Below are 26253 nucleotides of genomic sequence, written 5' to 3' on the forward strand. Positions count from 1 at the left end.
AAACGGTTGAAGACACCGTTGTCTGCCTCTTCGGCGTGGAGAGTATTCTCCACACGCTGAGTGTGTACCAATAATAATCCCTCAATACCGAAGCCCCCGTTGCCGCAAGGCGCGGGGGCAGCATTTAAGGTTTAAGGTATGTCCGAGCAGTTCCTTTACTTTTTTCAGCAGATGTTCAACGGCCTGACGTTGGGCAGCACCTATGCGCTGATCGCCATTGGCTACACCATGGTTTACGGCATTATCGGCATGATTAACTTCGCACACGGCGAAGTGTATATGATCGGTAGCTACGTCTCCTTTATTGTGATTGCGGCCCTGATGATGATGGGCATCGATGCTGGCTGGCTCCTGATTTGTGCCGCCTTCATTGCCGCCGTGGTCATTTCCAGCGCCTACGGCTGGAGTATCGAACGGGTGGCCTACCGACCGGTTCGAACGTCAAAGCGCCTGATTGCACTGATTTCTGCCATCGGGATGTCAATTTTCCTGCAAAACTACGTCAGCCTGAATCAGGGCTCGCGTGATGTTGCGCTGCCGAGTCTGGTGACTGGTCAGTGGGTGTTGGGTGAAAGCAATGGCTTTGCCGCGACGATTAGCACCATGCAGTTGACCATCTGGATCGTGACGTTCCTCGCCATGCTGGCGCTGACGTTATTTATTCGCTATTCCCGTATGGGGCGCGCCTGTCGCGCCTGTGCAGAAGACCTGAAAATGGCAAGCCTGCTGGGTATCAGCACCGATCGTGTGATCTCCCTGACCTTCGTCATTGGCGCGCTCATGGCTGCTGTGGCTGGCGTGCTGTTGGGGCAATTCTACGGCGTCATCAACCCCTATATCGGCTTTATGGCCGGGATGAAAGCCTTTACGGCGGCGGTGCTGGGCGGAATCGGCAGCATCCCTGGTGCGATGATCGGTGGGCTGATTTTGGGCGTAGCCGAAGCGCTGACGTCCGCTTACCTGAGCACGGAATACAAAGATGCGGTGTCGTTTGCGCTGCTGATTGTGGTGCTGCTGGTGATGCCAACCGGTATTCTGGGTCGTCCGGAGGTTGAGAAAGTATGAAACAGCTCAACCTGTTTAATGCGTTGGTTTCCGCGCTCATGCTGCTGGTGCTGGCCTCGTTCTTAATGGGCATGCAGCTGGCGCTGGATGGCACCAAACTGGTGGTGCGCGGTGCTGATGAAGTCCGTTGGTACTGGATTGGCGCGGGCTGCATTGTGGTGTTTTTCTTCCAGTTGATTCGCCCGTTCTTCCAGCAAAGCATCAAGAAATTCTCTGCACCGTCGCTGGTGCTGCCAAGCTTTGATGGCAGTACGCCACGGCAGAAGATAGTAGCGGCGGCATTGATTATCGCCGCTATCGCCTGGCCGTTTCTGGTGTCGCGAGGTACGGTGGATATCGCCACCCTCACGCTGATTTACGTGATGCTGGGTTTGGGCCTGAACGTCGTGGTTGGCTTGTCCGGTCTGCTGGTATTGGGCTACGGCGGGTTTTACGCCATTGGTGCGTATACCTATGCGCTGCTGAATCACTATTACGGATTGGGCTTCTGGGAGAGTCTGCCGCTGGCGGGCATGGCGGCGGCGCTGTCCGGCTTCCTGCTGGGGTTCCCGGTGCTGCGTTTGCGCGGTGATTATCTGGCGATTGTGACGCTCGGATTCGGCGAGATTGTCCGTATCCTGCTGCTGAACAACACCGAAATTACCGGTGGTCCGAACGGCATCAGCCAGATCCCTAAACCGACCTTCTTTGGTCTGGAATTTGGCCGCAGTGCGCGCGATGGCGGTTGGGATACGTTCCACAATTTCTTCGGTCTGCAATACGACCCGAGTGACCGTATTATCTTCCTGTATCTGGTCGCGCTGCTGCTGGTCGTGTTGACCCTGTTTGTGATTAATCGTCTGCTGCGGATGCCGTTGGGACGTGCCTGGGAAGCGCTGCGCGATGATGAAATTGCTTGCCGATCTCTGGGGCTGAGCCCAACTCGCATCAAGCTGACCGCTTTCACTATCAGCGCAGCATTCGCGGGTTTTGCCGGTACGCTGTTTGCCGCGCGTCAGGGCTTCGTCAGCCCGGAATCATTCACGTTCGCTGAGTCTGCCTTTGTGCTGGCCATCGTCGTACTGGGCGGAATGGGCTCGCAGTTTGCGGTTATTCTCGCAGCAATCCTGCTGGTTGTGTCCCGCGAGCTGATGCGCGATCTGAATGAATACAGCATGCTGCTGCTGGGTGCGTTGATGGTTCTGATGATGATTTGGCGTCCGCAAGGCCTGCTGCCGATGAAGCGTCCTGAGATGAAGTTGAAAGTCGCGAAGAAGGAAGAGCAAGCATGAGCACGCAGCCACTATTATCAGTCAGAGGTCTGATGATGCGTTTTGGCGGCCTGCTGGCGGTCAACAACGTTGAAATGGATATTCATGCGGGCGAAATTGTCTCGCTGATCGGCCCGAACGGGGCGGGGAAAACCACAGTCTTTAACTGCCTGACCGGTTTTTATCGCCCAAGCGGCGGCACCATCATGCTGCGCGATCGTCATCTGGAAGGGTTACCCGGACAGGCTATTGCCCGTATGGGCGTGGTGCGCACATTCCAGCACGTTCGTCTGTTCCGTGAAATGACGGTGATCGAGAACCTGCTGGTCGCGCAGCATCAGCACCTGAAAAGTGGCGTATTTGCCGGGCTGTTGAAAACGCCGGGCTTTCGTCGTGCGGAAGCCGATGCGCAAGAGCGCGCTGCGGTGTGGCTGGAGCGTATCGGTCTGTTAGATTTAGCGAACCGTCAGGCGGGGAATCTGGCTTACGGCCAGCAGCGCCGTCTGGAAATTGCCCGCTGCATGGTGACGCGCCCTGAGCTGCTGATGCTGGATGAGCCTGCGGCTGGTCTGAACCCGAAAGAAACTGACGAGTTAAATCAGCTGATTGCGGAACTGCGCGATAGCCATCAGGTGTCTGTGTTGTTGATTGAACATGATATGAAGCTGGTCATGGGTATTTCTGACCGGATTTATGTCGTCAATCAGGGAACGCCGCTGGCACAAGGCACCCCAGCTGAAATTCGTAACAACCCGGATGTCATCCGTGCATATCTGGGTGAAGGATAACGTTTATGCTGTCATTACATCAGGTTTCGGCCCACTACGGAAAAATTCAGGCGCTGCATCAGGTGAGCCTGCATATTAATCAGGGCGAGATTGTTACGCTGATCGGCGCGAACGGTGCCGGTAAAACCACGCTGCTGGGCACGCTATGCGGTGACCCGCGCGCGACGGAAGGCACCATCACGTTTGACGGTAAGGACATCACAAACTGGCAGACCGCGCAGATTATGCGTGAAGCTATCGCGATTGTGCCGGAAGGGCGTCGCGTCTTTTCCCGCATGACGGTAGAAGAAAATCTGGCGATGGGCGGGTTCTTTGCCGAGCGCGATCAGTATCAGGAGCGCATTGCACGCGTTTACGATCTGTTCCCGCGTCTGTATGAGCGACGCGCCCAGCGTTCCGGCACGATGTCCGGTGGTGAGCAGCAGATGCTGGCGATTGGCCGTGCGCTGATGAGCCAGCCGCGTTTACTGCTGCTGGACGAACCGTCGCTGGGTCTGGCACCGATCATCATTCTGCAAATTTTCGACACGATCCAGCAACTACGCGAAGAGGGCATGACCATCTTCCTGGTGGAGCAAAACGCCAATCAGGCGCTGAAATTGGCAGACCGGGGTTATGTACTTGAAAACGGCCATGTCGTGTTGGAAGATACCGGTGCGGCATTGTTAGCTAATGAAGCGGTACGTTCGGCCTATCTGGGCGGATAATTAAAGTTTTGTTGAAAGGTTAAGAAGATATGGCCATTGAAGGGTTGTTAGCGCACCGCATCGCTCAGTTAAAAAGTTCCGCCATCCGTGAACTGCTGAAACACAGCAAGATGGAAAATATTATCTCGCTGGCTGGCGGGATTCCGTCAGATGCATTATTTGATTTCGAAGGGCTAAGTCAGGCCACGCAGTTAGCGATTACCGAACAGCCGAAAACGGCATTCCAGTATGGCTTGACCGAAGGCAGCGGCGTGCTGCGCGATCGCATTGCCGAGCTGTGTGCTGTGCGCGGCGTAAAAACGCGCGGTGACGATATTGTCGTCACCGCCGGTTCGCAGCAGGCGCTGGACTTGATCATGCGCTCGATGGTCGATCCGGGCGACGTGTTCGTCGTTGAACGTCCGACCTATCTGGCAGCGCTGCAAACGCTGGAACTGGCGCAGGCGCAGGTGATGTCTGTGTCATCCGATGCCGACGGCATGGTCGTCGACGAGCTGGAAGAACTGCTGACGAAACAGCGTATCAAAGGCGTTTATATCGTTCCGAACTTCGGTAACCCGAGCGGTGTGACGCTGAGCTATGAACGTCGCCTGAAATTGATTCAACTGGCAGAGCGCTACGGTTTTGTCATTATCGAAGACGATCCCTATGGCGAGCTGCGCTTCACCGAAGAGCGCAACCCGACGCTGTTCCAACTGGCGCAAGAGCAACTGGGTAGCACGGAATACGTGCTGTATACCTCTACGTTCTCGAAGGTGCTGGCTCCGGGATTACGTCTCGGCTGGGCGATTCTGCCGGATTGGCTGTTGCACAAAGTAGCGATTATCAAACAGGCCGCTGACCTGCACGCCAGCGCATTGTCGCAGACCGTCGCGGAATGCTATCTGGGGCTGGGACGTCTGGATACGCAGATCGAGAAAATTCGCCACGCGTATAAGCACAAAGGCGAACTGCTGGCACAGCTGGTCGAGAAGGAACTGGGTGATGTGATCACCTTCAACCAGCCGAAAGGTGGGATGTTCCTGTGGGCGAAGTTCCGTCAGGACGATTTCAACACGACGGAATGGCTGAAGAAGACGCTGGATCAGGGCGTGGTCTTCGTGCCGGGCGAGTTCTTCTTCCCAGACAATATCGATTACTCAACGCTGCGTCTGTCCTTTGCGACGGCAACGGATGAGCAAATGCATGAAGCGGTGGCTCGCTTGCGTCGGGCGCTGTAATCGCCAATAATGCATTGCCCGTTAATGTGAAAAAACCGCTGATATCTCAGCGGTTTTTCTTTTTTAACGTCGCGTTAATCGCTTGTGTGTTTAAAAGGTTTCCCAGTTTGTGTTACTCGAACTACCGGCCAGCGCCAGTTTGGGTCTGGACAGTCTCGCCGCTGGTTGTGCAGCACGCTGTGGCTGGATGCCGTCGATTTTGAACACGCTCATCAACTCAACCAGATGTTTGGCCTGTTGACTCAGGCTGTCTGCGGCGGAAGCCGACTCTTCAACCAGTGCGGCGTTCTGCTGGGTGACCTGATCGAGCTGATTGACCGCATCGTTCACCTGAGAAACGCCTTGTTCCTGTTCGTGGGTGGTCAGGCCGATCTCATTGATAAGATTGGCGACACGCTGCGACTGCTCCACGACTTCCTCAATGGTTACGCCCGCTTCGTTAACCAGCAGTTCTCCGGCTTCCACTTTTCCGACACTGATGCTAATCAGATCCTTGATTTCACGTGCTGCGGAAGCGGAACGTTGAGCCAGTGAGCGAACTTCCCCAGCTACTACCGCGAATCCGCGTCCTTGTTCTCCAGCGCGGGCGGCTTCGACAGCGGCGTTGAGCGCGAGAATGTTGGTTTGGAAAGCAATCCCGTCAATCACGCCGATAATATCGCCAATTTTACGCGAACTGGCGGTGATCTCTTCCATTGTCCGCACGACGTTGTTAACGACATCTCCGCCTTTGCGGGCCGCCGCGCTGGCCGAGTTGGCAAGCTGTGCCGCGCTACGCACGGTGTCGGCGTTCTGTTTCACTGTGATATTCATCTCTTCCATGGAGGCGGCGGTTTCCTGTAGGTTCGCGGCCTGTTCTTCCGTGCGCTGGCTCAGATCGGTATTGCCGATGGCAATCTGGCTGGCACCGGTGGCGATAGACTCGCTGCTTTGATGAACTTGTCCGACGATATTGCTCAGGCTTTGGCGCATCTCTTCCATCGCAGCCAGAATGCTGGTGGTGTCTCCGGCACGCCGTTCAATGGCGATGGCAAGATTCCCCTGGGCGACCTGACGCGTGATTTCCAGCGTATAGGCTGGTTCTCCACCAAGCTGACGCTTAATTTTCCGAGTGATCCACCAGGCGACAACCCCACCTAGGAGCGAGGCGCACAGCGTGAGAATCAGCATTAAGCTGCCAGACTTGAACGCGTCTTTCTCGGACTGGTTGGCGATATCTATCGTGAGGGATTTCTGTCTCTCAGCCATTTTATCCAGTGCGGTGAAGACGTTTGCCTGCGCGGTGCGTACCTCCGTCAGCAGAAAGTTGCGAAACGCGTCGTGCTGACTGGTCATCGCCAGTTCAGTGGCTTTTCTCATGTTGCTGATATAGGCGGGGAGTGCCTGTTCCAGAGCGGCAACCAGCGCTTTAGTCTCGCTGCTCACCGCGTTGTTACGTATTTTCGCCAGCAACTCGTTGTTACGTACGATGGATTTCTCAATGCGATCCTTTTCCGTCTTCATCTGCTGTTGATCGTTTAGGAGTGCAATATTTCTGATGGCGCGTGCGGTGTCGTTAACGTTGTCTTTAAATTCCTGCATTAATAGAAGATTGGTAATACGGACTTGTGACAGAATCTGAATGTTTCCCCCGAGTTTTTCTAACTGGGTGCGACCCAGTATGGCGACTAAAAACCCAATGACGATAATTAGCGTAAAACCCGTTCCTAACATTTTTCCCAAGCTTATATTCTTCATGATGTACCTTTTTTAATTATTGAAATTTGACACTGCAGGTGTCGTTATTTTAAGGGTGATGGTACAGATGCGATTCACCCTGCGAATTTTATGGCTTTCATCATTCCATTTATCCCATAGTGCACTTTCTCATACGGGTGTGTTGGCGACGCTGATACTCCAGTCGCTGCGTTGGCGGAGGAATAAGATCGTCACTTTCATGCACGTAGGGAATGCCTGTTGGGAATATTTACAGGCCAAAAGAATGACAAATAAAGTGTAGACAAGAATGTGACAGATTGATGGCAGAATAAACGTAACAAAAACCCCTGATTTATTCGTCGGTCAGGAAATTAATATTATTTTCTTATCGCGGTCAGAATAGATAATAAATATTAATGAATGGTGATCTAACTAATAAGAGTAAGATCTTTTTCTTATCGATATTTATTTTGTAACTTTTAACTTTCAATTATGATAATTATTAATTATCGCGGTTTTTTTAACCGTATTACTTATTCTTGTTATCGTGGAAAATAAAAAGCCGCTGAAGAGTCAGCGGCTTTATGTTGGTGCTAAGTGGCCGGGGAATCCATCGCCTGGCCGCGTTCGTTAAAAGGTTTCCCAGTTATCACGGTTTGTGCTGCCTGACTGACCAGCCAGAGCCAGCCTCGGTGCCGTCGGCTGCTTCACTTTTGACGTCAGCCGTGGTGCTGGCGTCTGAACGCCGCTGATTTTAAACACGCCCATTAATTCCAGCAGCGTTCTGGCCTGCTCACTCAGGCTGTCGGCGGCAGAGGCGGATTCTTCAACCAGCGCGGCGTTCTGTTGGGTCACCTGATCGAGCTGATTCACCGCATCATTCACCTGAGAAACGCCCTGTTCCTGCTCGTGGGTGGTCAGGCCGATCTCATTGAGCAGGTTGGCAACCTGCTGAGATTTCTCGACAATGTCTTTGATGGTGATGCCCGCGTCGTTAACCAGCTTCTCACCCATTTCCACGTTAGCCACGCTTACGCTAATCAGATCTTTGATTTCACGCGCGGCGGAAGCGGAACGCTGTGCCAGAGAACGCACTTCACCGGCGACCACGGCGAAGCCACGGCCTTGTTCACCGGCTCTGGCGGCTTCAACGGCAGCATTGAGCGCCAGGATGTTGGTCTGGAAAGCAATGCTATCGATTACGCCGATAATATCGCCGATCTTACGCGAGCTGGTGGTGATATCTTCCATGGTGCGCACCACGTTATTGACCGCATCGCCACCTTTTTGCGCCGTCGTGCTGGCAGAATGGGCCAGTTCTGTTGCGGTGCGCACGGTCGCAGCGTTCTGCTTCACCGTGGTATTCATTTGTTCCATTGAGGCAGCAGTTTCCTGAAGATTCGCGGCCTGTTCTTCCGTGCGCTGGCTCAGATCGGTGTTGCCCATCGCAATCTGCGTCGCGCCCGTAGCGATAGATTCGCTACTCTGATGCACCTGACCGACGAGATTGCTCAGGTTTTGACGCATATCTTCCATCGCGGCCAGCACACTGGTGGTATCGCCGTCGCGCAGTTCAATCGCGACAGCCAGATTCCCTTGCGCAACCTGACGCGTGACTTCCAACGTGTAGGCTGGCTCTCCCCCGAGCTGACGTTTAATGGCTCGAGTAATCCACCATGAGATCATTGCTCCCAGCACAACAGAAAGCAGGGCGATAATAACCATCAGCGTACCTGCGCTGGTGGCATTCTTTAACGACTGGTCGGCGATTTCCACCGTAAGCTTCTCTTGCCAGTTAACCATGTCATTCAGCGCCTGGAAGACGGCATCCTGCTTGGCCCGCACATCGGTTAATAACAGATGTTGAGCCTCGCTGTTCTTGTTCGCCATTGCCAATGCGATGGCGTCCGTATAGCTACGGCTATAGGCCGGGCGCACGCGCTCCAGTACCGCGACCAGTTCCTGAGCACGTTTATCGACGGCGCTGTCGTGTATTTTCGAGAGTAACGCGTTATTGCGGGAGATCATCGCCTCAATACGCGCTTTCTCTTCCTGCAGCTGCCGACTGTCTTCCAGCATCGTCAGGTTTCTGATGGCAAGGGCATTCGTGTTTATGTTGTCTTTAAACTCCTGCATTATCAGGAGATTGGTAATGCGGACCTGCGATAGCAGCTGGATGTTTTCCCCGAGCTTGTCGAGCTGGATGCGGCCAAATATCGCCACCAGAAATCCGATAGCGATGACCAGGGTAAAGCTGGTCCCTAGCATTTTACCCAGGCTACTATTTTTGATGAGATTCATTGTGTCCCTTATTATAGATTGAGAACGAATATGGTTGGTGCCGGCGTGCTTTAAATGTGAAGTAGGCGTTGCGCAAATGTATTTATTTTGCCAATACCATCACGTTGATACCCTAAAGACTCGTGTCGCAGAAAGATGAATAAACATGCGGCTTGAAGAATGACAGGTATATCCTTTCCCGTAATCGTTGCCTGTTTTCCTTGGCTAATAAACTTATCCTAAGTTTACTTTTTCCTGTCACGCTTTCCGGTAAACGGTCTTCGTGTCTGGTGCGGTGGAACATATACAAATAAGGGTAAATGATGGCGCAGGAGTATAAAAGGTGGCGGTAAAAGCCGCAATATCTCTATGGGTTAGAGAAAAAATAAACTGGAGTCATGCTGTAATGCTAAATTGACAATCATGTTAATAAACGTTGCGGTTATGATTCTTTTGCTTATTTATTCAACGCTAAAAGAGGCTTATTTTTCATTCCTTCTTTTTTTTCGAACGACATGATGTTTTTAGCATCATATATTTGATGTTTTTATAATCGAAAATAGCTATTCCTCGTTTTATTGATGTTATTCCCTCGTACTTAATATAAAACGCATTGTTAGTTTTTCTCTTTATTCATTGTTTTTCCCTATTGAAAAAATTTCGCGCGTTTCTTGATGTGTGGTGGATAGGGGAGGCGTGGTAACGTGAGACGTTCAGGCCATAAAGGGATAAAAAAACCGCCGATCGCTCAGCGGTTTTGGGGGACTTTTGGCTGGCTGTTAAAAGGTTTCCCAGTTTTGCTTATCGCTTCCCGCGTTGCTTTTAGGATTGGCGAGAGAGAGTTTGGCGCTGGTCGGTCTTTTCAGCTGTGGTGCAATGCGCGGTGACGACCCGCCCTCTACGGTGAAGGTTTTCATCAGCTCGACCAGATGGGCCGCTTGATCGCTCAGGCTATCGGCAGCGGAAGCGGATTGCTCAACGAGCGCGGCATTCTGCTGCGTCACCTTATCAAGCTGGTTAATCGCATCATGAATCTGCGAGACGCCGGATTCTTGTTCCTGCGTCGTCACGCCAATTTCGTTAATCAAATCGGCAACGTGGCGCGCCTGACGCACCAGTTCTTCGATTGTCGTTCCCGCATCGCTGACCAGTCTGGAGCCAACCTCGACTTTCTCGACGCTGTGGCCGATCAGTTCTTTAATCTCTTTGGCCGCCGTTGCAGAACGCTGTGCCAGCGAGCGAACTTCGCCTGCTACTACGGCAAAGCCACGACCTTGCTCACCCGCGCGTGCGGCTTCTACCGCGGCGTTAAGCGCCAGAATGTTGGTCTGGAAGGCAATACCGTCAATGACGCTAATGATGTCGCCAATTTTGTGCGAGCTGTCGGTAATCTCTTTCATGGTGATAACGATATTGCCGACGGCTTCACCGCCTTTCGCCGCGGTATTGCTGGCGGCCTGCGCCAGTTGAGCGGCATTGCGCACCGTATCGGCATTCTGACGCACGGTCTGGCTCATTTCTTCCGTTGAGGCGGCGGTTTGTTGCAGATTCGCCGCCTGCTCTTCCGTACGCTGGCTGAGATCGGTGCTGCCTGCGGCAATCTGGCTAGCACCGGTTGCGATCGATTCGCTGCTCTCACGCACTTGCTCAACAATGCTGCTTAAGCTTTTGCGCATGTTATTCATTGCGAACAGCAGGCTGGTATTGTCGCCTGACGCCAGATCGACCGGCATCGCGAGATTACCTTGTGCGATTTCCTGTGTGACCTGCGTGGCATAGGCGGGTTCGCCCCCCAGTTGCTTCTTGATATGGCGGGTAATCAGCCAGGCGATGCCTGCACCAAACAATGAAGCGATGACGGCCAGAACCAGCAGTGAATTGCCATCATAGTAGGACTCTTCAATGGCGTTGGTTGCCGTTTGCGTGGTGTAGCCTTTTTGCAGCTGAATCATGTTGTTCAGATTGTTAAAAAGCCGGGTTTGTATGGGTTCAAGCTGGGTTTTCACCAGTTCGATAGATTCGGCCTGCCTGTTGCTGAGTGACAACGCGACGGCTTGGCGGCCTACGGTGGCAAATTCAGTGCGATTTTGCTGCAGCTCACCCAGAATATTGCGGACTTCGGTTGCCCGTAAATTTTCTTCCAACTGAGTGACGAGTTTCGTGTTTTTGGCGCTCGTGGCTTCAATCAGTTTTTGATTGTCTTCCAGAACCTTTTGTTCGGTTGCGATAAGCATACGCAACGTGGCTTTGATCGTGACGTTAAGATTATCTTTCAATTCCTGTAGCACGATGAGGTTGGCGAGGTGGTGTTTGGCCAGCCTGTCAGTGGTATTACCGAGGCCAACCAGATGCATTCTGCCGAAAATGGCCACTAATAGGCCGATAACAATAACAATGGCAAAACCCGAACCGACCTGAGTACCCAGTTTCATTTTTCTTTTATTCTGCATGTTATCCTCATGACTTATTGACACTGTTTATTGTTATTAAGCGGATTTTCTTTTGCACGACGGGAGCGATGTACGACTGCAGTTTCTAAATCCTTCTGATGAATAACTAAGCAGTCCACTCTAGAATATCGGCATGACCAGCGAAAACATTGATTTTAATTGTCGATATTGCCGCATGCGGATGAGGAAAAAACAGGAAACGCAGAGAATGGATGCTGCTGGCGGTGAAGGGATGTGAAAGTAGAGAGGGGGATGTGCGATCCATCCCCCGCGTAGAATTAGAACTGCTCCCAGTTTTGGCTATCGCTTCCCGTGCTGCTTTTAGGGTTGGCGAGAGAGAGTTTGGCGCTGTCAGGCCGTTTCAACGGCGGTGCAATACGCTGTGACGATCCACCTTCAACGACGAACACTTTCATCAGCTCGACCAGACGGGCAGCCTGATCGCTCAGGCTATCGGCGGCGGAAGCGGATTGCTCAACGAGTGCGGCGTTCTGCTGCGTGACCTGATCAAGCTGGTTAACGGCATCATGAATCTGCGAGACGCCGGATTCTTGTTCCTGCGTGGTGACGCCAATTTCGTTAAGCAGACCAGCAACATTGTGTGCCTGACGCACCAGCTCTTCAATCGTTGCGCCAGCGCTGTCTACCATGGCGGAACCGGCTTCCACCTTCTCGACGCTGTGGCCGATCAGCTCTTTGATTTCTTTCGCCGCAGAAGCGGAGCGTTGCGCCAGAGAACGCACTTCACCCGCAACCACCGCAAAACCACGGCCTTGTTCGCCAGCCCGTGCGGCTTCCACCGCAGCGTTGAGCGCCAGGATGTTGGTCTGGAAGGCAATGCCGTCAATGACGCTAATGATGTCGCCAATTTTGTGCGAGCTGTCGGTAATCTCTTTCATGGTGACAACGATATTGTTGACGGCTTCGCCCCCTTTGGCGGCGGTATCGCTGGTGGCCTGTGCCAGCTGCGTGGCATTACGTACCGTCTCAGTGTTTTGGCGCACGGTCTGGCTTATTTCTTCCATTGAAGCGGCGGTTTGTTGCAGATTCGCCGCCTGCTCTTCCGTGCGCTGGCTGAGATCGGTACTGCCTGCGGCAATCTCGCTGGCACCGGTTGCGATAGATTCGCTGCTCTCACGCACCTGTTCAACAATCCCACTCAGGCTTTTGCGCATACCGTTCATGGCAGCCAGCACGCTGTGGCTGTCGCCGGGGCGCAGATCGACGCTGACGGCCAGATTTCCCTGTGCAACCTCTTGCGCGATGTGTGCCGCATAAGCGACTTCGCCACCCAGCAGATTTTTTATCGTGCGGGTGATCAGGATGGAGATAAAAATACCGATGAAGACCGCGAACGCAGCGAACAGCAGCAGCGTATTGCCATCCTCTCTGGCTTTATTCATGGCGTTGGTCGTCGTTTCCATCGTCTGTTCTTTCTGTAACGCTGTCAGCCCGTCCAGCGCCGCGAAAACCGCTGCCTGTGCAGGGGGCATTTCATTGACCATGACTAACGCGGCCTGCATTTTTTCTTCCGGCACCCTGGAGAGGCTTAATTCAATGGCTTTATTCACCGCTTTTAGGTAAGTCGGGCGTGCCTGCGCGAGCTGTTCCAGCAAGGCTCTAGCCTCCGGTTCGGCAAGCTGTTTATAGACTTTCGCCAGTGCTTCGTTATTGCGGATAATTTGCTGATCGAACAGGCGTTTTTCTTCCTGGATACGCGCGTTATCTTGTGAGAGCCCGATATTACGGACAACACGGGCGACAACCTCAAACCCGCTCTTGGTATCCTGAATCAGAAGCAGGTTGGCCAGATTTTTTTCAGAGAGTGATTCAATATCTTTACCCAGATTGGCGAGATGGACGCGTCCCAGAATGGCAACCATCAGACCGATAATGATGACAGAGGCGAAACCTGCGCCCAGCATGGCACCAAGTTTCATTTTTGATAGAAAATTCATAATGTTCCTTTATTATTTTTCATTGATTGATGCAGGCTTTGCCTTATAGATTGGGCATCCTTTACGACAGGTCAGGAATTGGGTGCACTTCTGATTACATAATGTGTGCGGTATGCCAATTTGCGAGAGTAGGCAGGAAAACGCGTTGTTTCTTACCCAAGCGATATTATAAAGGCAGAATAAAAACGGGTAGATGTGGAATATGGGAGTAAAAAGGGCGCATTTTTCAGCATAAAGGAGGTATGTACATGCCGTATTCAGTTGATACCAATGGGGAAGCCGCAGCCTCCCCATTGTGAAATTTCACGCTATTACAGCACCAGCCACAATGCCCAGGTGAAGAGGAAACCGGCCAGCCCGAGGATCGTCGTCAGCACCGTCCAGGTGCGCAGGCCGTCGGCGACGGACAGCCCAAGATATTTGGTGACAATCCAGAAGCCGGAGTCATTGACGTGCGACAGGCCCAGTCCACCAAAGCAGGCAGAGAGCGTCACCAGCACCAGCTGCATCTGGTTCAGGCTGCTGACAGCTTCGCTTAGCAGGCCGCAGGTGGTGAGAATAGCGACGGTAGCCGAACCTTGCGAGGCACGCAGCGCCAGCGACAGAATAAATGCGGCAGGCACCAGCGGCAGGTGAATGCTGGTTAGCGTATCCGCCAGCGCTTTACCAATGCCTGATTCGACCAGCACTTTACCGAACACGCCACCGGCACCGGTCACCATAATGACCATTGCGGCTGCAGGCATGGCATCGCCCATCACGCCGCTGGCTTTCTCCAGCGACCAACCGCGACGCAGGGCAATCAGCCAGAACGCTAATCCCAGAGCAATCAGCAGCGCGACGGCGGGAGAACCGACCAGCGACATCACGTTACGCACCGGGTGTCCGGCAGGCAGAATGGTCGCAGACACGGTGCCAAGCATGATGATGGCGATAGGAATCGCGATCAGCGCGGCAATCAGCCCAGCCGAAGGGGCGGATACGGGAGCCGTGTTCGGCGTCGAATCTTCCGGCTTTGCCATCTGTAATTGCTCTAACACTTCAACGGAAAGCGCGTATTTGCGGCGGTTCATAGCCTTGGCCGCCCAGTAGCTGATGATGCCGACAGGAATCGACACCAGCAGGCCAATGATGGTCAGCCAGCCGATATCTGCATTCAACAGACCAGCAGCGGCAACCGGGCCGGGGTGGGGCGGCAGCGCGACGTGCACGGTCAGCATCACGCCCGCGACGGGCAAGCCGAATTTAATCGGGGAAACTTTAGCGACTTTCGCAAAGCCGTAAATAATCGGGGCAAGGATAATAAAGCCGACATCGAAAAAGACCGGAATACCCAGAATAAACGCGGCGATGGTTAATGCCGCCACCATTAATCCCGGCCCCATTAGTTGAGCGAAGCGGTGTGCTAAGGATTCCGCGCCGCCGGACACTTCGATCATTCTACCCAGCATGGCGCCGAGGCCGATAATAATCGCCACCGAGCCGAGAATACCGCCCATACCGGAGGTAATGACTTTCATCACTTCGCCAGTCGGAATACCCGTTGCCAGGGCAACGAGTAAACTGACAACCAGCAGGGCGACAAAGGGCTGAATTTTAAATTTAATGACCATCAGCAGCAGGAGTAATACCCCGGCGATAGCGATGCAGAGTAAGAGCGAGGTGGCCATGTTCTTATCCTCATTGACCCATTTTTCAATTCAGAGGCTGAAAAGGTAGTGGGTTATTGTTTTATTTGAATAAAGGGATGCCTCGACTCCTGTAATACATACAGGAGTCTGACCTATTCTTTTTTATTTATTCGCGTCTAACGACGATGTCTCTGGTGTTGACATTATTTCCTGGATAAGTGAATTAGTGTTTTTTCTCCAGCCAAGGTTTAGCCCATCCCAATCCGTCTTCCGTTTTACCGCGTGGGTTATATTCACAGCCAACCCAGCCGGAATAATTCACGCGATCCAATTCGGCAAAGATGAACGGATAATTAATTTCCCCTTCATCGGGTTCATGTCGCGCAGGAACTGAAGCAATTTGAATATGTCCGATACGGCCAGCCAAATCGTGAATAATTTGCGTCAGGTTGCCATCGACAATCTGCGCGTGGAAGAAATCCAGCTGGATATAAACGTTTGGACGATCGATCAGATTGGCTAATTCCAGCGCCTGATACTGACTGGCGAACAGATAATTCGGTTTCACCTTCGCACTCAGCGCCTCAATCATGATGTTGATGCCGTGTGGTGCAAATTTATCGGCGGCGTAGCGTAGGTTATCGATGAAGGTTTGCTGATAGGCTGCACGGTCTTTACCGGGCGGCACGACGCCCCCCATTACCAGCACCGAAGGACAGTTGAGCGCCAGCGCATATTCCAGCGCGTTATCGATATCCCGGCGGGCATCTTCAATACGGTCGGGCAGCGCAGAAACGCCCCATTCACCCGCCGCAATATTGCCGGGCGCGGTATTGAATAACACCTGCTTCAGGCCATTTTCCCGCAGTTTTTCCGCCAGCAGCGGTGCCGGATATTCATAAGGAAACAGGTACTCAACCGAGGTGAAACCCGCATCGGCAGCGGCTTTAAAACGGTCGAGAAACGGCACATCGGTAAACAGCATAGAAAGATTGGCAGCAAACTTAGGCATGGTTAACTCCTCGGTAAACATGTCTCATGAAGATAGCTCTGCAATATCGTCAGCGGTGAGGTAGCGAATTTTTCGGTCACCGAGAATAAAAATCAGCTTGGCGGTTTCTTCCAGCTCTTCCATGTTGTCCGCCGCCGCTCGCAGATCTTTACCAGTGACGACCGGGCCGTGGTTAGCCAATAAGAATGCCTTGTAGCGCGAAGCCAGCTTCGCCAGATCTTCACCGAGCCGAGCATCGCCGGGGCGGTAATAAGGGACGACGGGCACTTTACCGACGCGCATGACCACATAAGGTGTGAACGGCTTGATGGCATCCTGCGTGTCCAACCCTTCCAGACACGAGAGCGCCGTCAGGTAAGTGCTGTGCAGGTGGACAATCGCCTTACAGTCGGGATCGTTACGGTAAATCGACAGGTGAAAGCTGACCTCTTTCGACGGCTTATCCCCAGAGATCCACTCGCCGCCCAGACTGACTTTGGACAGCCGCTCGGCATCCAGTTCGCCAAGGCAGGAGCCGGTCGGCGTTGCCAACAGCGTGCCGTCATCCAATAGCAGCGAGAGATTGCCCGCGGAGCCGGTGGCGTAGCCGCGCTGGAAAAAGGACGCGCCCAGCTTGACCATTTCCGCGCGTGCGCGTTGTTCGCTGTTTAGCGCCGCCTCTGTGCTGTGGTGTTTTTCACTCATGCGGCAAACTCCTTTTGGGCGCGGGCAAAAAAGTCTTCATCACCGAAATTGCCGGATTTCAACGCCAGCGAGAGTGGATGATTGGTCGAACGCACCCACGGCACGCCGGGAGAAATGGACGGCCCGATATGGAACGCGTGAATGCCCAGCGTTTGCACCACGATGCTGGAAGTTTCACCACCCGCGATGATGAAGCGCTGGAAGCCGTCCTGCTGAAGCTGGCGGGCGACGGCGGCAAACAGTTTCTCCACCGCCTGACTGCTGGCTTCTGCGCCCCAGCGCTGCTGAATCTGCGCCAGTTCGTCGGGTGATGACGTGGCGTATAGCAGCGGAGCGAGTGCGTCACCACGATGTGCCTTCACCCAGTCGGCCAGTTCCTGCACGTAGACTTGCTGAGCATCATCGCTTTCCAGACAGCGAGCGACGTCAATCGCGCGCCCCGCTGCCTGTTTCAGGTAGTGAGCGACCTGTTTGTTGGTCATCACTGAGCAGGAACCGGACAGTACAACGCCTGCGCCGGATTGCGGCTTGCCCGCCTCGGTGGCGGAACCAGTTTGTGCCGCAGGCTCTGCCAATTGACGTGCCAGGCCAATCGCCAGGCCGGAACCACCGGTGACCAGTTTCATATCGCGCAGCGTCTCGCCCTGCGTTAACAGATGCTGTTCGTTCAGTGTATCCAGCACCACATAGCGTATGCCTTGTTCTTTCAACTGCGTCAGCCGCTGCTTAACGGCCTCTGCACCCTGATCCATCACCGCATACGGCACCAGCCCGCAGCGTCCGGCTGCCTGCTGTTCCATGACGCGCATCAGGTTGCTGTCCGTCATCGGCGTGACGGGATGGTGGCGCATCCCGGATTCAGACAGCAGCTGATCCATCACGAATAAATGACCCTGATAGACGGTTCTGCCGTTCACCGGCAGCGCCGGAGAAATGATGGTTTGCGTTTCGCCAAGCTGTGCTAACAGCGCATCGGTCACCGGACCGATGTTACCTTTCGCGGTGCTGTCGAAGGTGGAGCAATATTTAAAGTAAAACTGCTGGCAGCCCTGCTGTTGCAGCCACGCCAGCGCCTTGAGTGAATCCGCCACGGCCTGTTCCGCCGGGCAAGAACGTGACTTCAGGCTAATCACCACGGCCTGCGTGTCGACCTTAAAATCGGACGGCGGTACGCCGTTGAGCTGCACGGTCGGCAGCCCGTTGTTCACCAGAAAGCTGGCGATATCCGTGGCACCGGTAAAATCGTCGGCAATCACACCTAGCTTGATCATGGCGCCTCCTTCTTTTCCGGCAGCGTAATGCCGTTAAAAATCTTGATGACCGCGCTATCGTCTTCTTTACCGAATCCGGCGTTGCTGGCGGCGGTAAACATGTTGAACGCGGTGGAGGCCAGCGGTAGTGGGAAATGGAGCGATTTGGCGGTGTCGGTGACCAGTCCCAGATCTTTCACGAAAATATCAACGGCGGATTTTGGCGTGTAGTCGCCATCGACAACGTGACGCATGCGGTTTTCAAACATCCAGGAATTCCCGGCAGCGTTGGTCACCACGTCGTACATGATATCCAGCGGGATATCGGCTCGCGCGGCCAGCGCCATCGCTTCTGCGCCGGCGGCGATGTGTACGCCTGCCAACAGCTGGTGGATAATTTTAACGGTCGCACCCAACCCGATCTCTTCACCGATGCGATAGACCTTGCCTGCGACGGCGTCGAGCACGGGTTTCAGTTTCTCAAAAGCCAGATCGGAGCCGGATGCCATCACCGTCATGTCACCTGCGGCGGCTTTCACTGCACCGCCAGATACCGGTGCATCCAGCATGATGAGCTGATGCTCAGTCAGACGTTGTTCAATGTTTTTGGCATCCTGCGCGGAGATCGTGGAGGATACCATAACCACAGTGCCGGGCTTGAGTTTCGCTGCGACCTGCGGCTCACCGAACAGAATCCCGTTAACCTGCGCTGCGTTCACCACCAGCAGCACGACGGCATCCAGCTTGTCAGCGAAGGCATCAATACGTGTGTCAGCCTGCGCCGCACCCGCCTGACGTAAGCGTTCCAGTGCTTGCGGATTGATATCGACACCGTATGTCGTCAGGCCAGCGTTGATGCAGGACGCCGCAGCGCCAAAGCCCATGGAACCCAGACCGATAACGGCGACAGCATAATCAGAAGTCTTTTTCATCGTGGTTGCCTTGTTAAAATTAGTGATTTTTTGTTCTCTGGTGTTAAATATAAGGACTATCAGAACAAATTGTGGTGATTTTTATCACATAAATTAACATTGAGATCGTGATGATTCAGTGTAGCTGAACCTCGCTGGGAAGGTGATTTCCATTATTATCTTTATATATCAGATAATTATTTCTATTTTGGCATTGAGCGATGAGAAAGGTTGTTATGTCTGGCGTGGTTTATGACGTGAATTTATGATAATTATCGTCATCGAACGGGGTGTTTCTCACAATATTTATCAGCCACCCTATTTATCAGACCAGCACAACCAAACAGGGAACGGACAGCGTGATTCCAGTAGAACGTCATCAACAGATTCTGGCGCTGATCGCCGAGCGCGGCGCGGTAAGCATTAACGAACTGACCGAGCGACTGGGCGTGTCGCACATGACGGTACGGCGCGATGTGCAAAAGCTGGAGCAGGACGGCCTGCTGCTGAGTGTCTCCGGCGGCGTGCGTTCGCCTGAACGGCTGGCGATTGAGCCGTCGCATCAGGATAAATCGGTGATGTTCAGCCAGCAGAAAGAAGCAATTGGCAAACTGGCGGCGCAGCATATCCCGTTCAATAGCTGCATTTATCTGGATGCGGGCACTACCACGCTATCGCTGGCGCGCGAACTGGCCGATCGTGACGATCTGCTGATTGTCACTAACGATTTTGTGATTGCGGCTTTTCTGATTGAGTCGAGCCAGTGCCGCATGATCCACACGGGCGGCACGCTGTGTCGGGAAAATCGCTCCTGCATTGGCGAAGCAGTGGCACAGGCGCTGCGCAACCTGTTTATCGATATTGCGTTTATTTCCGCGTCTTCCTGGAGCCTGCGCGGGCTGTCCACGCCGAATGAAGACAAAGTGGTCGTGAAACGCGCGGCGGTGGATGCCAGCAGCAAATGCGTCCTGTTGTGCGACACCTCAAAATACGGCCGCATCGCCACCCATCTCGCCACGCCGCTCAGCGTCTTCGACAGCATCATCACCGACGACGGCCTGCCCGCCGCCGCCAAAGACGCGCTGGGCAAAATGGGGGTTGAGGTGCTGGTGGCGTGAAGGGGGGTTATCTCGGTGTCGTGTTGTGAGGACGGAGTGTGTCGTGAGAGTGCAGATTCCTGGCAGCTAACTGCTCTTTAACGCTGGTTGCTGTATAGGATGTGTAAATAAATCAGCGATTATGGCCCCCGGTGTTATGGCGGTTGCATATGCAAAATGGTAATAGAAGGGATAAATATGGTATATTATTGACGTGTATAATACGAATGGACTCGAGAAGTATGAAAGCAAAAGAGCTAGTGCTGAATTCATTTTTTTCTTACAAAGAACTGCTGGTCATAAAGAAAAAATATAAGGAAAAACGCCAGGAATTTCATAGTGAGAGAAAAGACTCGAAAAGTAATGAGTCATTATGTAATTACGTGTTGTTATTATCGGAAATGTGTAGTGGCGGCGCTTCGATTATTTTTATCATTTTTACGGTAAGTACATTAATCACTTATTTTCAATATGGTGGTGTCCGCGGGTGGTTGACTATGTTAACTATTGGGGTCTTTGTTTTTCTCGGTAATGCATACATTCATGGAAAGGTTTCTGGATTTGGCCTCATTATTGTTATCAAGCTAACAATAATGAGACTAAAGATTTATATATATGGAGTTAAAGAAGTAGATCATTAGTTTCCATATACTCCATCGTGATAAATATAGCCATCGTCAACAAATGTTGCTTTAAATTTGTATAATGAATTCCCTACTTGGAATATTCTTAAGGGAGTAGTTTTAGTTTTCCATCGGGTCGTATAATCTTTTGGTATATGTCTAAATAATCTGCCTGTTCCTGGTTTTTCAAACCAGCCTTTAGGTATAAGCCGATTTGGATTCTGTTGTAAAACTAACCCTTTATAAGCTGAGTATGCCGTAACAGAGAAATCAACCGCGCTGTATGCAAAATCGGCATCAAAGTTATCATACCCCAACACTTTAGCGAATTCCCGATAAATAAATCTAATCGGTCCTACGCTCTGGTTTTCAAATAATATTGGTGATATTGATTCAAAAATGTTATTTCCACCATGTGAGGCTAGAACTATACCTATTGATGATACGCCAGTCATATTTAGCTTTTTGGCTGTGTATGCCATTGTTATTCCACTAATAGCTTGGACACCGCCAGCAACAACACCCACTGTTATCTTTGCATACTTCAAGGCACCTTGATCTTCAAATATATCTGTTATTAAATATTTTGTGTAATCTCCCTGCCTTAATATCTGATATTCTTTTTCTGTTATGTCATACTCTGATTTTATTTCATTTATTATCCTTATTTTTTCGTTTGGATTTAATGTGTTTTTGAATTTAAAATTCGCTTCTCTAATATAATCATCGACTTCTTTTAAATAAGACATTCTGACAATGGCATCTTTTATAAAAAAAGAGGATGCTAAATTCGCAACACGATGAAGAGATAATGAGTAGTTATCAATGTCGTATTTCAAATGACTAATTGTTGATGCCGCCATTTTAGTAGATTACCTCATTCCATAAAAGATAAGAGCTTGTTCTTGCAGTTACATGTTCTAACGTTATTGTGGCGAATTTAAATGAGATACTTTCCTGTGGCTGTGTTTCATTATGAGTTAATGAGTTTGGATAGAAAAATCTGATGTCATTTATAATGGCATCCTTCAGTGATATTTTGAAATAAAGTTCATTTCCACCTGATTGAGATGTCCTGTAGAAAAGAAACTCACATTCAATTTTTTCGTTGTCGCTTAGCGACTGTGCTAAAAGTGGAGTCGATTTGTCTATTGGCTTTCTTATCTCGATGGGATGAATAGATACGTTATCTGCTCTCGTTATTTGATTTGTGAGTTCATAAACGAATATTTCATCTTCGTGTGATGATTGATATTTGTTTCCAATGGATTCAAGTGTGGAACATCCAGACGATATAAGTCCTTGTTTTTCACCTGTCATTTTTAGATAAATAATATTAGCCATGGAATAATTCCTTTTGATATATTTTAATTAATATGTTTCATGTTTTTAAAAATAATGTCAATGAAAGATATAGTTGATTAATTATTAAGTTTTTTTATATTGGATTTTTTTGTTAGGACAGATTATAGATCTTTGTTTTTTACTTAAAACATATATTGAAATAGCTAATTACTCATCCAGAAACTCATTTTGGTTTGCATTGGTAAAGTATCTGAACTAAATAGTTTATATTCAGACTGATCCTGATAGGGGCTATCTTATTAGTGCACCATTAGGTAAGTTATATTGTTAGCTTATGGAAAGCATAGGCATCGCATCCTACGATGGCACTGAAATCACAACAAATTTCTTTAAATAACATGAAAAAAAAGATAATTATACCACTCGTCATATCGCTCCTCATTGCCTTGCCGCTTATCTATTATTGGCCTGCCATGGTTATTCTGATGGAGGGGAGTTCTCGCTACACGGAACAGGACACCCGACGATATGAAATGCTGACGGACGAGATCATTAAAAATTGCCCGCGTATTTCTTCTCTCTATGATTTTGGCTATGCAACCGTTGATGGCCCTGCATTGGAAGTCAGCAATATTACGTTTCAAAATACCAATGACGCGACAAATATACGCAGTTATCTAGCGTCGCTTGGTTTTACGCTGAGCTACACAGACACAACGGGTGAGTATTGGAAGTCTACGGATTCAGATAAAACGATACATATAGGAATCATCAACGATCCTAACACTGTCATCGTTGATGTCATTCGAAAATAGCCCTGAGTAGGGTAGTCAGAGTGTTTGAATGTATGGGTGATGTTCTCATGTGTAGCATTTTTGTACACGTCATGTAGGGTTGTAGAGAGATTCACTACACAGGCATGATGATGAAACCTGAAACTAAAGAAGCACGAATCACTATTCGGGCCAAAGCCTCCCAGCGGAATTTGATCGATATGGCTGCAAACCTTGTGTCAAAATCACGTACCGACTTTATGCTTGAAGCAGCCTGCCGCGAGGCGCAGGACATCTTGTTGGATCAACGTTTGTTTATTCTGGACAACGAACAGTTTGATGGATTGTTGGCCGAGTTGGATGCGCCTATCACCGCAGAGAGTCATGCCCGCATTAACGATCTTATGTGTCGTCAATCGCCATGGGAATAACAGCACCAGAGCCATTACTGATAATTGTTCTTGGTGGCATGCTATTGATTGAATACATCCTTATTTAGCCACTTTTTAAATATCAAAAAAGTGGCACATAGGTTCCATTTGCTGATGCAGGATTCGGATGATAAGAAGATCTTCTTCTCGTATGCGGTAGAAAATAGCGTGTTGCCTATGATCGAATCGGCGCACACCCTGGCTAATTTCAGGGTACTCTTGGCCTATATAAGGGGATTCTGCTAGCAGAATCAGCGTATTCTCTAGCGACTCTGTATAATTGTCAGCCTGACTGATGCCGTAGTTGATCAATGTGTACTCAAAGATGCCTGCGAAATCTTCTGCTGCAAGATTAGAGAGTTTATACATTCCGTTCGCGCTTCTTTTTTGCCGCAATTTCACGCAGCGTCAACGAACTTTCTCCACTTTGCTCCCCTGCATAAATCGCTTTTTTCAGAGCCTCTGTTTTGGATTCTTGTTGTTCAAGAAGACGAAGCGCTGACCTGATGACTTCACTGGTAGAACTATAGCGACCGCTATCTATTAATTTGGAGACAAAATCATCCAGTTGTTCGCCGATCGTAATACTTGTCGTTCTAGGCATAAAAACCTCCTGTGTTATCTATTAACACAGATGGTAGCACAGAACAGCCTACTTAGTAGCCAATAAGAAGACCTCCTTCCTCTGTCACTTTCCCGTCATCTTCCAGTTATTTTTCTGTCATGCGCTCATGTCATGTTTACCTTCGCATAAAAAACGCCGTGATGATGGCGCATTTAATTGATTGCAGGAGACAGGCATGTTCAACAACACAATTCGTAAAACACATGCTATTCGCACCGCCGCGGCGTGTGTGGCATTAGCGCTGATGAGCGCCAGTGCGCAGGCCGCGACAGAAATTCCTTTCTGGCACTCCATGGAAGGCGAATTAGGGAAAGAAGTGAATTCTCTGGCTGACCGTTTTAACAAAGCGCACAGCGATGTAAAAATTGTTCCGGTCTATAAAGGCAACTACGAACAAAACCTGGCTGCCGGGATTGCGGCCTATCGCGCTGGGAATGCGCCCGCTATTTTGCAGGTCTATGAAGTCGGTACGGCGACCATGATGGCAAGTAAAGCCATCAAACCTGTCTATGAAGTCTTCAAAGAGTCAGGCATTAATTTCGATGAGTCGGTGTTTGTGCCGACTGTCTCCGGTTATTACACCGATGCGAAGAGCGGCCACCTGCTGTCGCAGCCGTTTAACAGCTCCACGCCTGTGCTGTACTACAACAAAGATGCCTTCAAGAAGGCAGGGTTAGATCCAGAACAGCCGCCGAAAACCTGGCAGCAGATGGCCGAGTACACCGCCAAACTGCGTGCAGCTGGGATGAAGTGCGGCTACGCCAGCGGCTGGCAAGGTTGGATTCAGATTGAAAACTTCAGTGCCTGGCACGGTCTGCCAGTTGCGAGCAAAAACAACGGCTTTGACGGCACCGATGCCGTGTTGGAATTCAACAAACCAACGCAGGTTAAGCACATCCAGCTGTTGCAGGACATGAACAAGAAGGGTGATTTCACCTATTTCGGGCGTAAGGATGAGCCGACCGAGAAATTCTATAACGGCGACTGCGCTATTACGACCGCCTCTTCCGGTTCGCTGGCGAACATTCGGGAACACGCCAAGTTCAACTACGGTGTTGGCATGATGCCGTATGATGCCGATGCGAAAGGTGCACCGCAGAACGCCATTATCGGTGGTGCCAGCCTGTGGGTGATGGGCGGTAAAGATGCCGCGACCTACAAAGGCGTTGCTGAGTTTATGAAGTTCCTGGCCGAGCCGGAAAATGCCGCTGAATGGCACCAGAAAACCGGTTACCTGCCAATCACTACTGCGGCGTACGAACTGACGCAGAAGCAGGGCTTCTACGAGAAAAACCCAGGTGCGGATATCGCCACGCGTCAGATGCTGAACAAGCCACCGTTGCCGTTCACCAAAGGCCTGCGTTTGGGCAACATGCCGCAGATTCGTACCGTTGTGGATGAAGAATTAGAAAGCGTATGGACAAATAAGAAGACGCCACAACAGGCGTTGGATAGCGCAGTAGAACGCGGTAACGCGCTGCTGCGTCGCTTTGAACAATCGACGAAGTAATACGCTTCTGTTGAGCAATATCGGGCCGAAGGGAATCGGCCTGTTTCTTTTCTGTTTGCAATGAGTTACCGCATGACATCATCCCGCCCCGTTTTTCGCAGCAGCTGGTTGCCCTACGTGCTGGTGTTGCCTCAACTGCTGATTACCGTGATTTTCTTTATCTGGCCTGCCGGTCAGGCGCTGTGGTATTCGGTGCAGAATCTGGATCCATTTGGGTTATCCAGCGAATTTGTCGGCATGGAAAACTTCAGACAGCTGTTCAATAACCCTTACTACCTTGATTCGTTTTACACCACGCTGATATTCAGCTTTCTGGTGGCAGGGTTTGGCATGCTGATTTCACTCTTTCTGGCCGCGCTGGTGGACTACGTGATCCGTGCCAGCCGCCTGTACCAGACGTTGATCATCCTGCCGTATGCCGTGGCACCCGCCGTCGCTGCCGTGCTGTGGATGTTCTTGTTTAACCCCGGTCTGGGGCTGATCACCCACTTTCTCGGGCTGCTGGGCTATACGTGGAACCACGCACAGAACAGCGGTCAGGCGATGTTTTTAGTCGTGCTGGCGTCGGTCTGGAAACAGATTAGCTATAACTTCTTGTTCTTCCTTGCCGCGCTGCAATCAATCCCCCGTTCGCTGGTGGAAGCGGGCGCGATTGATGGTGCTGGCCCCGTTCGGCGCTTCTTCAATCTGGTGCTGCCGATGATTTCTCCGGTGAGCTTCTTCCTGCTGGTGGTCAATCTGGTGTACGCCTTTTTCGATACCTTCCCGATTATCGATGCCGCAACGGCCGGTGGGCCGGTGCAGTCGACGACCACGCTGATCTACAAAATTTATCGTGAAGGCTTCGCAGGGCTGGATCTGTCCAGTTCGGCAGCGCAGTCGGTGGTACTGATGATACTGGTTATCGGGCTGACCGTGATTCAGTTCCGTTTTGTTGAGCGGAAGGTGAATTACCAATGAAGATAAATCTACAAGGTCAATGCCA

Annotated in this window: 24 protein-coding genes; 11 read left to right on the plus strand and 13 right to left on the minus strand. The window is 51.2% G+C overall.

What is annotated here, in order from left to right; translation table 11 throughout:
• Positions 1-138 precede the first annotated feature (138 nt).
• The 5 genes from livH to ACIPUG_RS10690 are packed head-to-tail and all read left to right on the plus strand — an operon-like array spanning position 139 to position 5030.
• Positions 139-1065: a high-affinity branched-chain amino acid ABC transporter permease LivH gene (gene livH / locus ACIPUG_RS10670; protein ID WP_400338377.1), complete on the plus strand. Its 927-nt coding sequence runs from the start codon at positions 139-141 to the stop codon at positions 1063-1065.
• Complete coding sequence (locus tag ACIPUG_RS10675; RefSeq protein ID WP_203449792.1) at positions 1062-2336, plus strand: high-affinity branched-chain amino acid ABC transporter permease LivM; 1275 nt, start codon at positions 1062-1064, stop codon at positions 2334-2336. Before livH ends, ACIPUG_RS10675 begins: the two co-directional genes overlap by 4 nt.
• Positions 2333-3103 carry a high-affinity branched-chain amino acid ABC transporter ATP-binding protein LivG gene (gene livG / locus ACIPUG_RS10680; RefSeq protein ID WP_014917046.1) on the plus strand — a complete coding sequence of 257 codons (771 nt, stop codon included), beginning with the start codon at positions 2333-2335 and terminating at the stop codon, positions 3101-3103. Before ACIPUG_RS10675 ends, livG begins: the two co-directional genes overlap by 4 nt.
• A 5-nt stretch (positions 3104-3108) precedes the next feature.
• Positions 3109-3810, plus strand: a complete 702-nt coding sequence (livF, locus tag ACIPUG_RS10685) for a high-affinity branched-chain amino acid ABC transporter ATP-binding protein LivF (protein ID WP_010306529.1) — start codon at positions 3109-3111, stop codon at positions 3808-3810.
• A 29-nt stretch (positions 3811-3839) separates the two neighbouring features.
• Entirely contained in the window at positions 3840-5030 is a 1191-nt protein-coding gene (locus ACIPUG_RS10690; protein ID WP_039275915.1) for a PLP-dependent aminotransferase family protein, read from the plus strand.
• A gap of 90 nt (positions 5031-5120) precedes the next feature.
• On the opposite strand, the gene ACIPUG_RS10695 is transcribed toward ACIPUG_RS10690, so the two are convergent.
• The 9 genes from ACIPUG_RS10695 to ltnD all read right to left on the minus strand — a co-directional run bounded on the left by ACIPUG_RS10695 (position 5121) and on the right by ltnD (position 18925).
• On the minus strand, positions 5121-6767 hold the full coding sequence (locus ACIPUG_RS10695) for a methyl-accepting chemotaxis protein (RefSeq protein ID WP_400338379.1): 1647 nt from the start codon (positions 6765-6767) through the stop codon (positions 5121-5123).
• 591 nt (positions 6768-7358) lie between these two features.
• Positions 7359-9029 carry a methyl-accepting chemotaxis protein gene (locus ACIPUG_RS10700; protein WP_075277752.1) on the minus strand — a complete coding sequence of 557 codons (1671 nt, stop codon included), beginning with the start codon at positions 9027-9029 and terminating at the stop codon, positions 7359-7361.
• A 758-nt stretch (positions 9030-9787) separates the two neighbouring features.
• Positions 9788-11458, minus strand: a complete 1671-nt coding sequence (locus ACIPUG_RS10705) for a methyl-accepting chemotaxis protein (RefSeq protein ID WP_400338381.1) — start codon at positions 11456-11458, stop codon at positions 9788-9790.
• A 278-nt stretch (positions 11459-11736) separates the two neighbouring features.
• Positions 11737-13416, minus strand: a complete 1680-nt coding sequence (locus tag ACIPUG_RS10710; protein ID WP_205544348.1) for a methyl-accepting chemotaxis protein — start codon at positions 13414-13416, stop codon at positions 11737-11739.
• A gap of 311 nt (positions 13417-13727) precedes the next feature.
• Positions 13728-15086, minus strand: coding sequence for a GntP family transporter (locus ACIPUG_RS10715; RefSeq protein WP_400338383.1), 1359 nt, complete (start codon positions 15084-15086; stop codon positions 13728-13730).
• Between the two features lie 184 nt (positions 15087-15270).
• Positions 15271-16059, minus strand: coding sequence for a 2-oxo-tetronate isomerase (gene otnI / locus ACIPUG_RS10720; protein ID WP_400338384.1), 789 nt, complete (start codon positions 16057-16059; stop codon positions 15271-15273).
• Positions 16060-16083: 24 nt separating this feature from the next.
• The gene (gene otnC / locus ACIPUG_RS10725; RefSeq protein WP_039557563.1) at positions 16084-16743 is read right to left on the minus strand and encodes a 3-oxo-tetronate 4-phosphate decarboxylase; all 660 of its coding nucleotides are present in this window, start codon (positions 16741-16743) and stop codon (positions 16084-16086) included.
• Positions 16740-18014, minus strand: a complete 1275-nt coding sequence (gene otnK, locus ACIPUG_RS10730; RefSeq protein ID WP_205543777.1) for a 3-oxo-tetronate kinase — start codon at positions 18012-18014, stop codon at positions 16740-16742. Before otnK ends, otnC begins: the two co-directional genes overlap by 4 nt.
• Entirely contained in the window at positions 18011-18925 is a 915-nt protein-coding gene (gene ltnD, locus ACIPUG_RS10735; protein ID WP_039551660.1) for an L-threonate dehydrogenase, read from the minus strand. Before ltnD ends, otnK begins: the two co-directional genes overlap by 4 nt.
• A gap of 338 nt (positions 18926-19263) precedes the next feature.
• Here ltnD and ygbI point away from each other — a divergent pair, with 338 nt between their 5' ends.
• Together ygbI and ACIPUG_RS10745 are read left to right on the plus strand one after the other, a co-directional pair.
• Positions 19264-20022 carry a DNA-binding transcriptional repressor YgbI gene (gene ygbI, locus ACIPUG_RS10740; protein ID WP_039465435.1) on the plus strand — a complete coding sequence of 253 codons (759 nt, stop codon included), beginning with the start codon at positions 19264-19266 and terminating at the stop codon, positions 20020-20022.
• A gap of 221 nt (positions 20023-20243) precedes the next feature.
• The gene (locus ACIPUG_RS10745) at positions 20244-20642 is read left to right on the plus strand and encodes a hypothetical protein (RefSeq protein WP_131591699.1); all 399 of its coding nucleotides are present in this window, start codon (positions 20244-20246) and stop codon (positions 20640-20642) included.
• Here ACIPUG_RS10745 and ACIPUG_RS10750 read toward each other — a convergent pair.
• Both ACIPUG_RS10750 and ACIPUG_RS10755 read right to left on the minus strand, forming a co-directional pair.
• Positions 20639-21487 carry a DUF4225 domain-containing protein gene (locus ACIPUG_RS10750; RefSeq protein WP_039498223.1) on the minus strand — a complete coding sequence of 283 codons (849 nt, stop codon included), beginning with the start codon at positions 21485-21487 and terminating at the stop codon, positions 20639-20641. The two genes, ACIPUG_RS10745 and ACIPUG_RS10750, sit on opposite strands and share 4 nt — an antisense overlap.
• Before the next feature lies 1 nt (position 21488).
• Entirely contained in the window at positions 21489-21968 is a 480-nt protein-coding gene (locus tag ACIPUG_RS10755; protein WP_039511462.1) for an Hcp family type VI secretion system effector, read from the minus strand.
• Positions 21969-22327: 359 nt separating this feature from the next.
• Here ACIPUG_RS10755 and ACIPUG_RS10760 point away from each other — a divergent pair, with 359 nt between their 5' ends.
• Positions 22328-22744 (plus strand): hypothetical protein, encoded by a 417-nt coding sequence (locus ACIPUG_RS10760; protein ID WP_039499853.1) that lies wholly within the window; start codon positions 22328-22330, stop codon positions 22742-22744.
• 110 nt (positions 22745-22854) lie between these two features.
• Positions 22855-23133 (plus strand): DUF1778 domain-containing protein, encoded by a 279-nt coding sequence (locus ACIPUG_RS10765; RefSeq protein ID WP_039465422.1) that lies wholly within the window; start codon positions 22855-22857, stop codon positions 23131-23133.
• A 75-nt stretch (positions 23134-23208) separates the two neighbouring features.
• On the opposite strand, the gene ACIPUG_RS10770 is transcribed toward ACIPUG_RS10765, so the two are convergent.
• Together ACIPUG_RS10770 and ACIPUG_RS10775 are read right to left on the minus strand one after the other, a co-directional pair.
• Positions 23209-23502, minus strand: coding sequence for a type II toxin-antitoxin system RelE/ParE family toxin (locus tag ACIPUG_RS10770; protein ID WP_012772866.1), 294 nt, complete (start codon positions 23500-23502; stop codon positions 23209-23211).
• Positions 23495-23737, minus strand: a complete 243-nt coding sequence (locus ACIPUG_RS10775) for a type II toxin-antitoxin system ParD family antitoxin (RefSeq protein WP_012772867.1) — start codon at positions 23735-23737, stop codon at positions 23495-23497. Before ACIPUG_RS10775 ends, ACIPUG_RS10770 begins: the two co-directional genes overlap by 8 nt.
• Before the next feature lie 196 nt (positions 23738-23933).
• Between ACIPUG_RS10775 and ugpB the strand changes: the two genes are divergently transcribed.
• Together ugpB and ugpA are read left to right on the plus strand one after the other, a co-directional pair.
• Entirely contained in the window at positions 23934-25268 is a 1335-nt protein-coding gene (ugpB, locus tag ACIPUG_RS10780) for a sn-glycerol-3-phosphate ABC transporter substrate-binding protein UgpB (RefSeq protein ID WP_039275837.1), read from the plus strand.
• A gap of 72 nt (positions 25269-25340) precedes the next feature.
• Complete coding sequence (ugpA, locus tag ACIPUG_RS10785; RefSeq protein ID WP_010281599.1) at positions 25341-26228, plus strand: sn-glycerol-3-phosphate ABC transporter permease UgpA; 888 nt, start codon at positions 25341-25343, stop codon at positions 26226-26228.
• Positions 26229-26253: the final 25 nt, after the last annotated feature.

The organism is Pectobacterium sp. CHL-2024, from assembly GCF_044751765.1.
GTDB lineage: Bacteria > Pseudomonadota > Gammaproteobacteria > Enterobacterales > Enterobacteriaceae > Pectobacterium > Pectobacterium brasiliense.

Excerpts from the sequence above, each read along its gene's own strand:
- livG (WP_014917046.1), top strand. The coding sequence starts at position 2,333 with ATGAGCACGCAGCCACTATTATCAGTCAGAGGTCTGATGATGCGTTTT.
- ACIPUG_RS10765 (WP_039465422.1), top strand. The coding sequence starts at position 22,855 with ATGAAACCTGAAACTAAAGAAGCACGAATCACTATTCGGGCCAAAGCC.
- otnC (WP_039557563.1), bottom strand. The coding sequence starts at position 16,743 with ATGAGTGAAAAACACCACAGCACAGAGGCGGCGCTAAACAGCGAACAA.
- ACIPUG_RS10715 (WP_400338383.1), bottom strand. The coding sequence starts at position 15,086 with ATGGCCACCTCGCTCTTACTCTGCATCGCTATCGCCGGGGTATTACTC.
- ugpA (WP_010281599.1), top strand. The coding sequence starts at position 25,341 with ATGACATCATCCCGCCCCGTTTTTCGCAGCAGCTGGTTGCCCTACGTG.
- ACIPUG_RS10770 (WP_012772866.1), bottom strand. The coding sequence starts at position 23,502 with ATGTATAAACTCTCTAATCTTGCAGCAGAAGATTTCGCAGGCATCTTT.
- ACIPUG_RS10690 (WP_039275915.1), top strand. The coding sequence starts at position 3,840 with ATGGCCATTGAAGGGTTGTTAGCGCACCGCATCGCTCAGTTAAAAAGT.
- ACIPUG_RS10745 (WP_131591699.1), top strand. The coding sequence starts at position 20,244 with ATGAAAGCAAAAGAGCTAGTGCTGAATTCATTTTTTTCTTACAAAGAA.
- ACIPUG_RS10755 (WP_039511462.1), bottom strand. The coding sequence starts at position 21,968 with ATGGCTAATATTATTTATCTAAAAATGACAGGTGAAAAACAAGGACTT.
- ACIPUG_RS10695 (WP_400338379.1), bottom strand. The coding sequence starts at position 6,767 with ATGAAGAATATAAGCTTGGGAAAAATGTTAGGAACGGGTTTTACGCTA.
- ACIPUG_RS10775 (WP_012772867.1), bottom strand. The coding sequence starts at position 23,737 with ATGCCTAGAACGACAAGTATTACGATCGGCGAACAACTGGATGATTTT.
- ACIPUG_RS10705 (WP_400338381.1), bottom strand. The coding sequence starts at position 11,458 with ATGCAGAATAAAAGAAAAATGAAACTGGGTACTCAGGTCGGTTCGGGT.
- otnI (WP_400338384.1), bottom strand. The coding sequence starts at position 16,059 with ATGCCTAAGTTTGCTGCCAATCTTTCTATGCTGTTTACCGATGTGCCG.
- ugpB (WP_039275837.1), top strand. The coding sequence starts at position 23,934 with ATGTTCAACAACACAATTCGTAAAACACATGCTATTCGCACCGCCGCG.
- livH (WP_400338377.1), top strand. The coding sequence starts at position 139 with ATGTCCGAGCAGTTCCTTTACTTTTTTCAGCAGATGTTCAACGGCCTG.
- livF (WP_010306529.1), top strand. The coding sequence starts at position 3,109 with ATGCTGTCATTACATCAGGTTTCGGCCCACTACGGAAAAATTCAGGCG.
- ACIPUG_RS10750 (WP_039498223.1), bottom strand. The coding sequence starts at position 21,487 with ATGGCGGCATCAACAATTAGTCATTTGAAATACGACATTGATAACTAC.
- ACIPUG_RS10675 (WP_203449792.1), top strand. The coding sequence starts at position 1,062 with ATGAAACAGCTCAACCTGTTTAATGCGTTGGTTTCCGCGCTCATGCTG.
- ACIPUG_RS10760 (WP_039499853.1), top strand. The coding sequence starts at position 22,328 with ATGAAAAAAAAGATAATTATACCACTCGTCATATCGCTCCTCATTGCC.
- ACIPUG_RS10710 (WP_205544348.1), bottom strand. The coding sequence starts at position 13,416 with ATGAATTTTCTATCAAAAATGAAACTTGGTGCCATGCTGGGCGCAGGT.
- otnK (WP_205543777.1), bottom strand. The coding sequence starts at position 18,014 with ATGATCAAGCTAGGTGTGATTGCCGACGATTTTACCGGTGCCACGGAT.
- ltnD (WP_039551660.1), bottom strand. The coding sequence starts at position 18,925 with ATGAAAAAGACTTCTGATTATGCTGTCGCCGTTATCGGTCTGGGTTCC.
- ACIPUG_RS10700 (WP_075277752.1), bottom strand. The coding sequence starts at position 9,029 with ATGAATCTCATCAAAAATAGTAGCCTGGGTAAAATGCTAGGGACCAGC.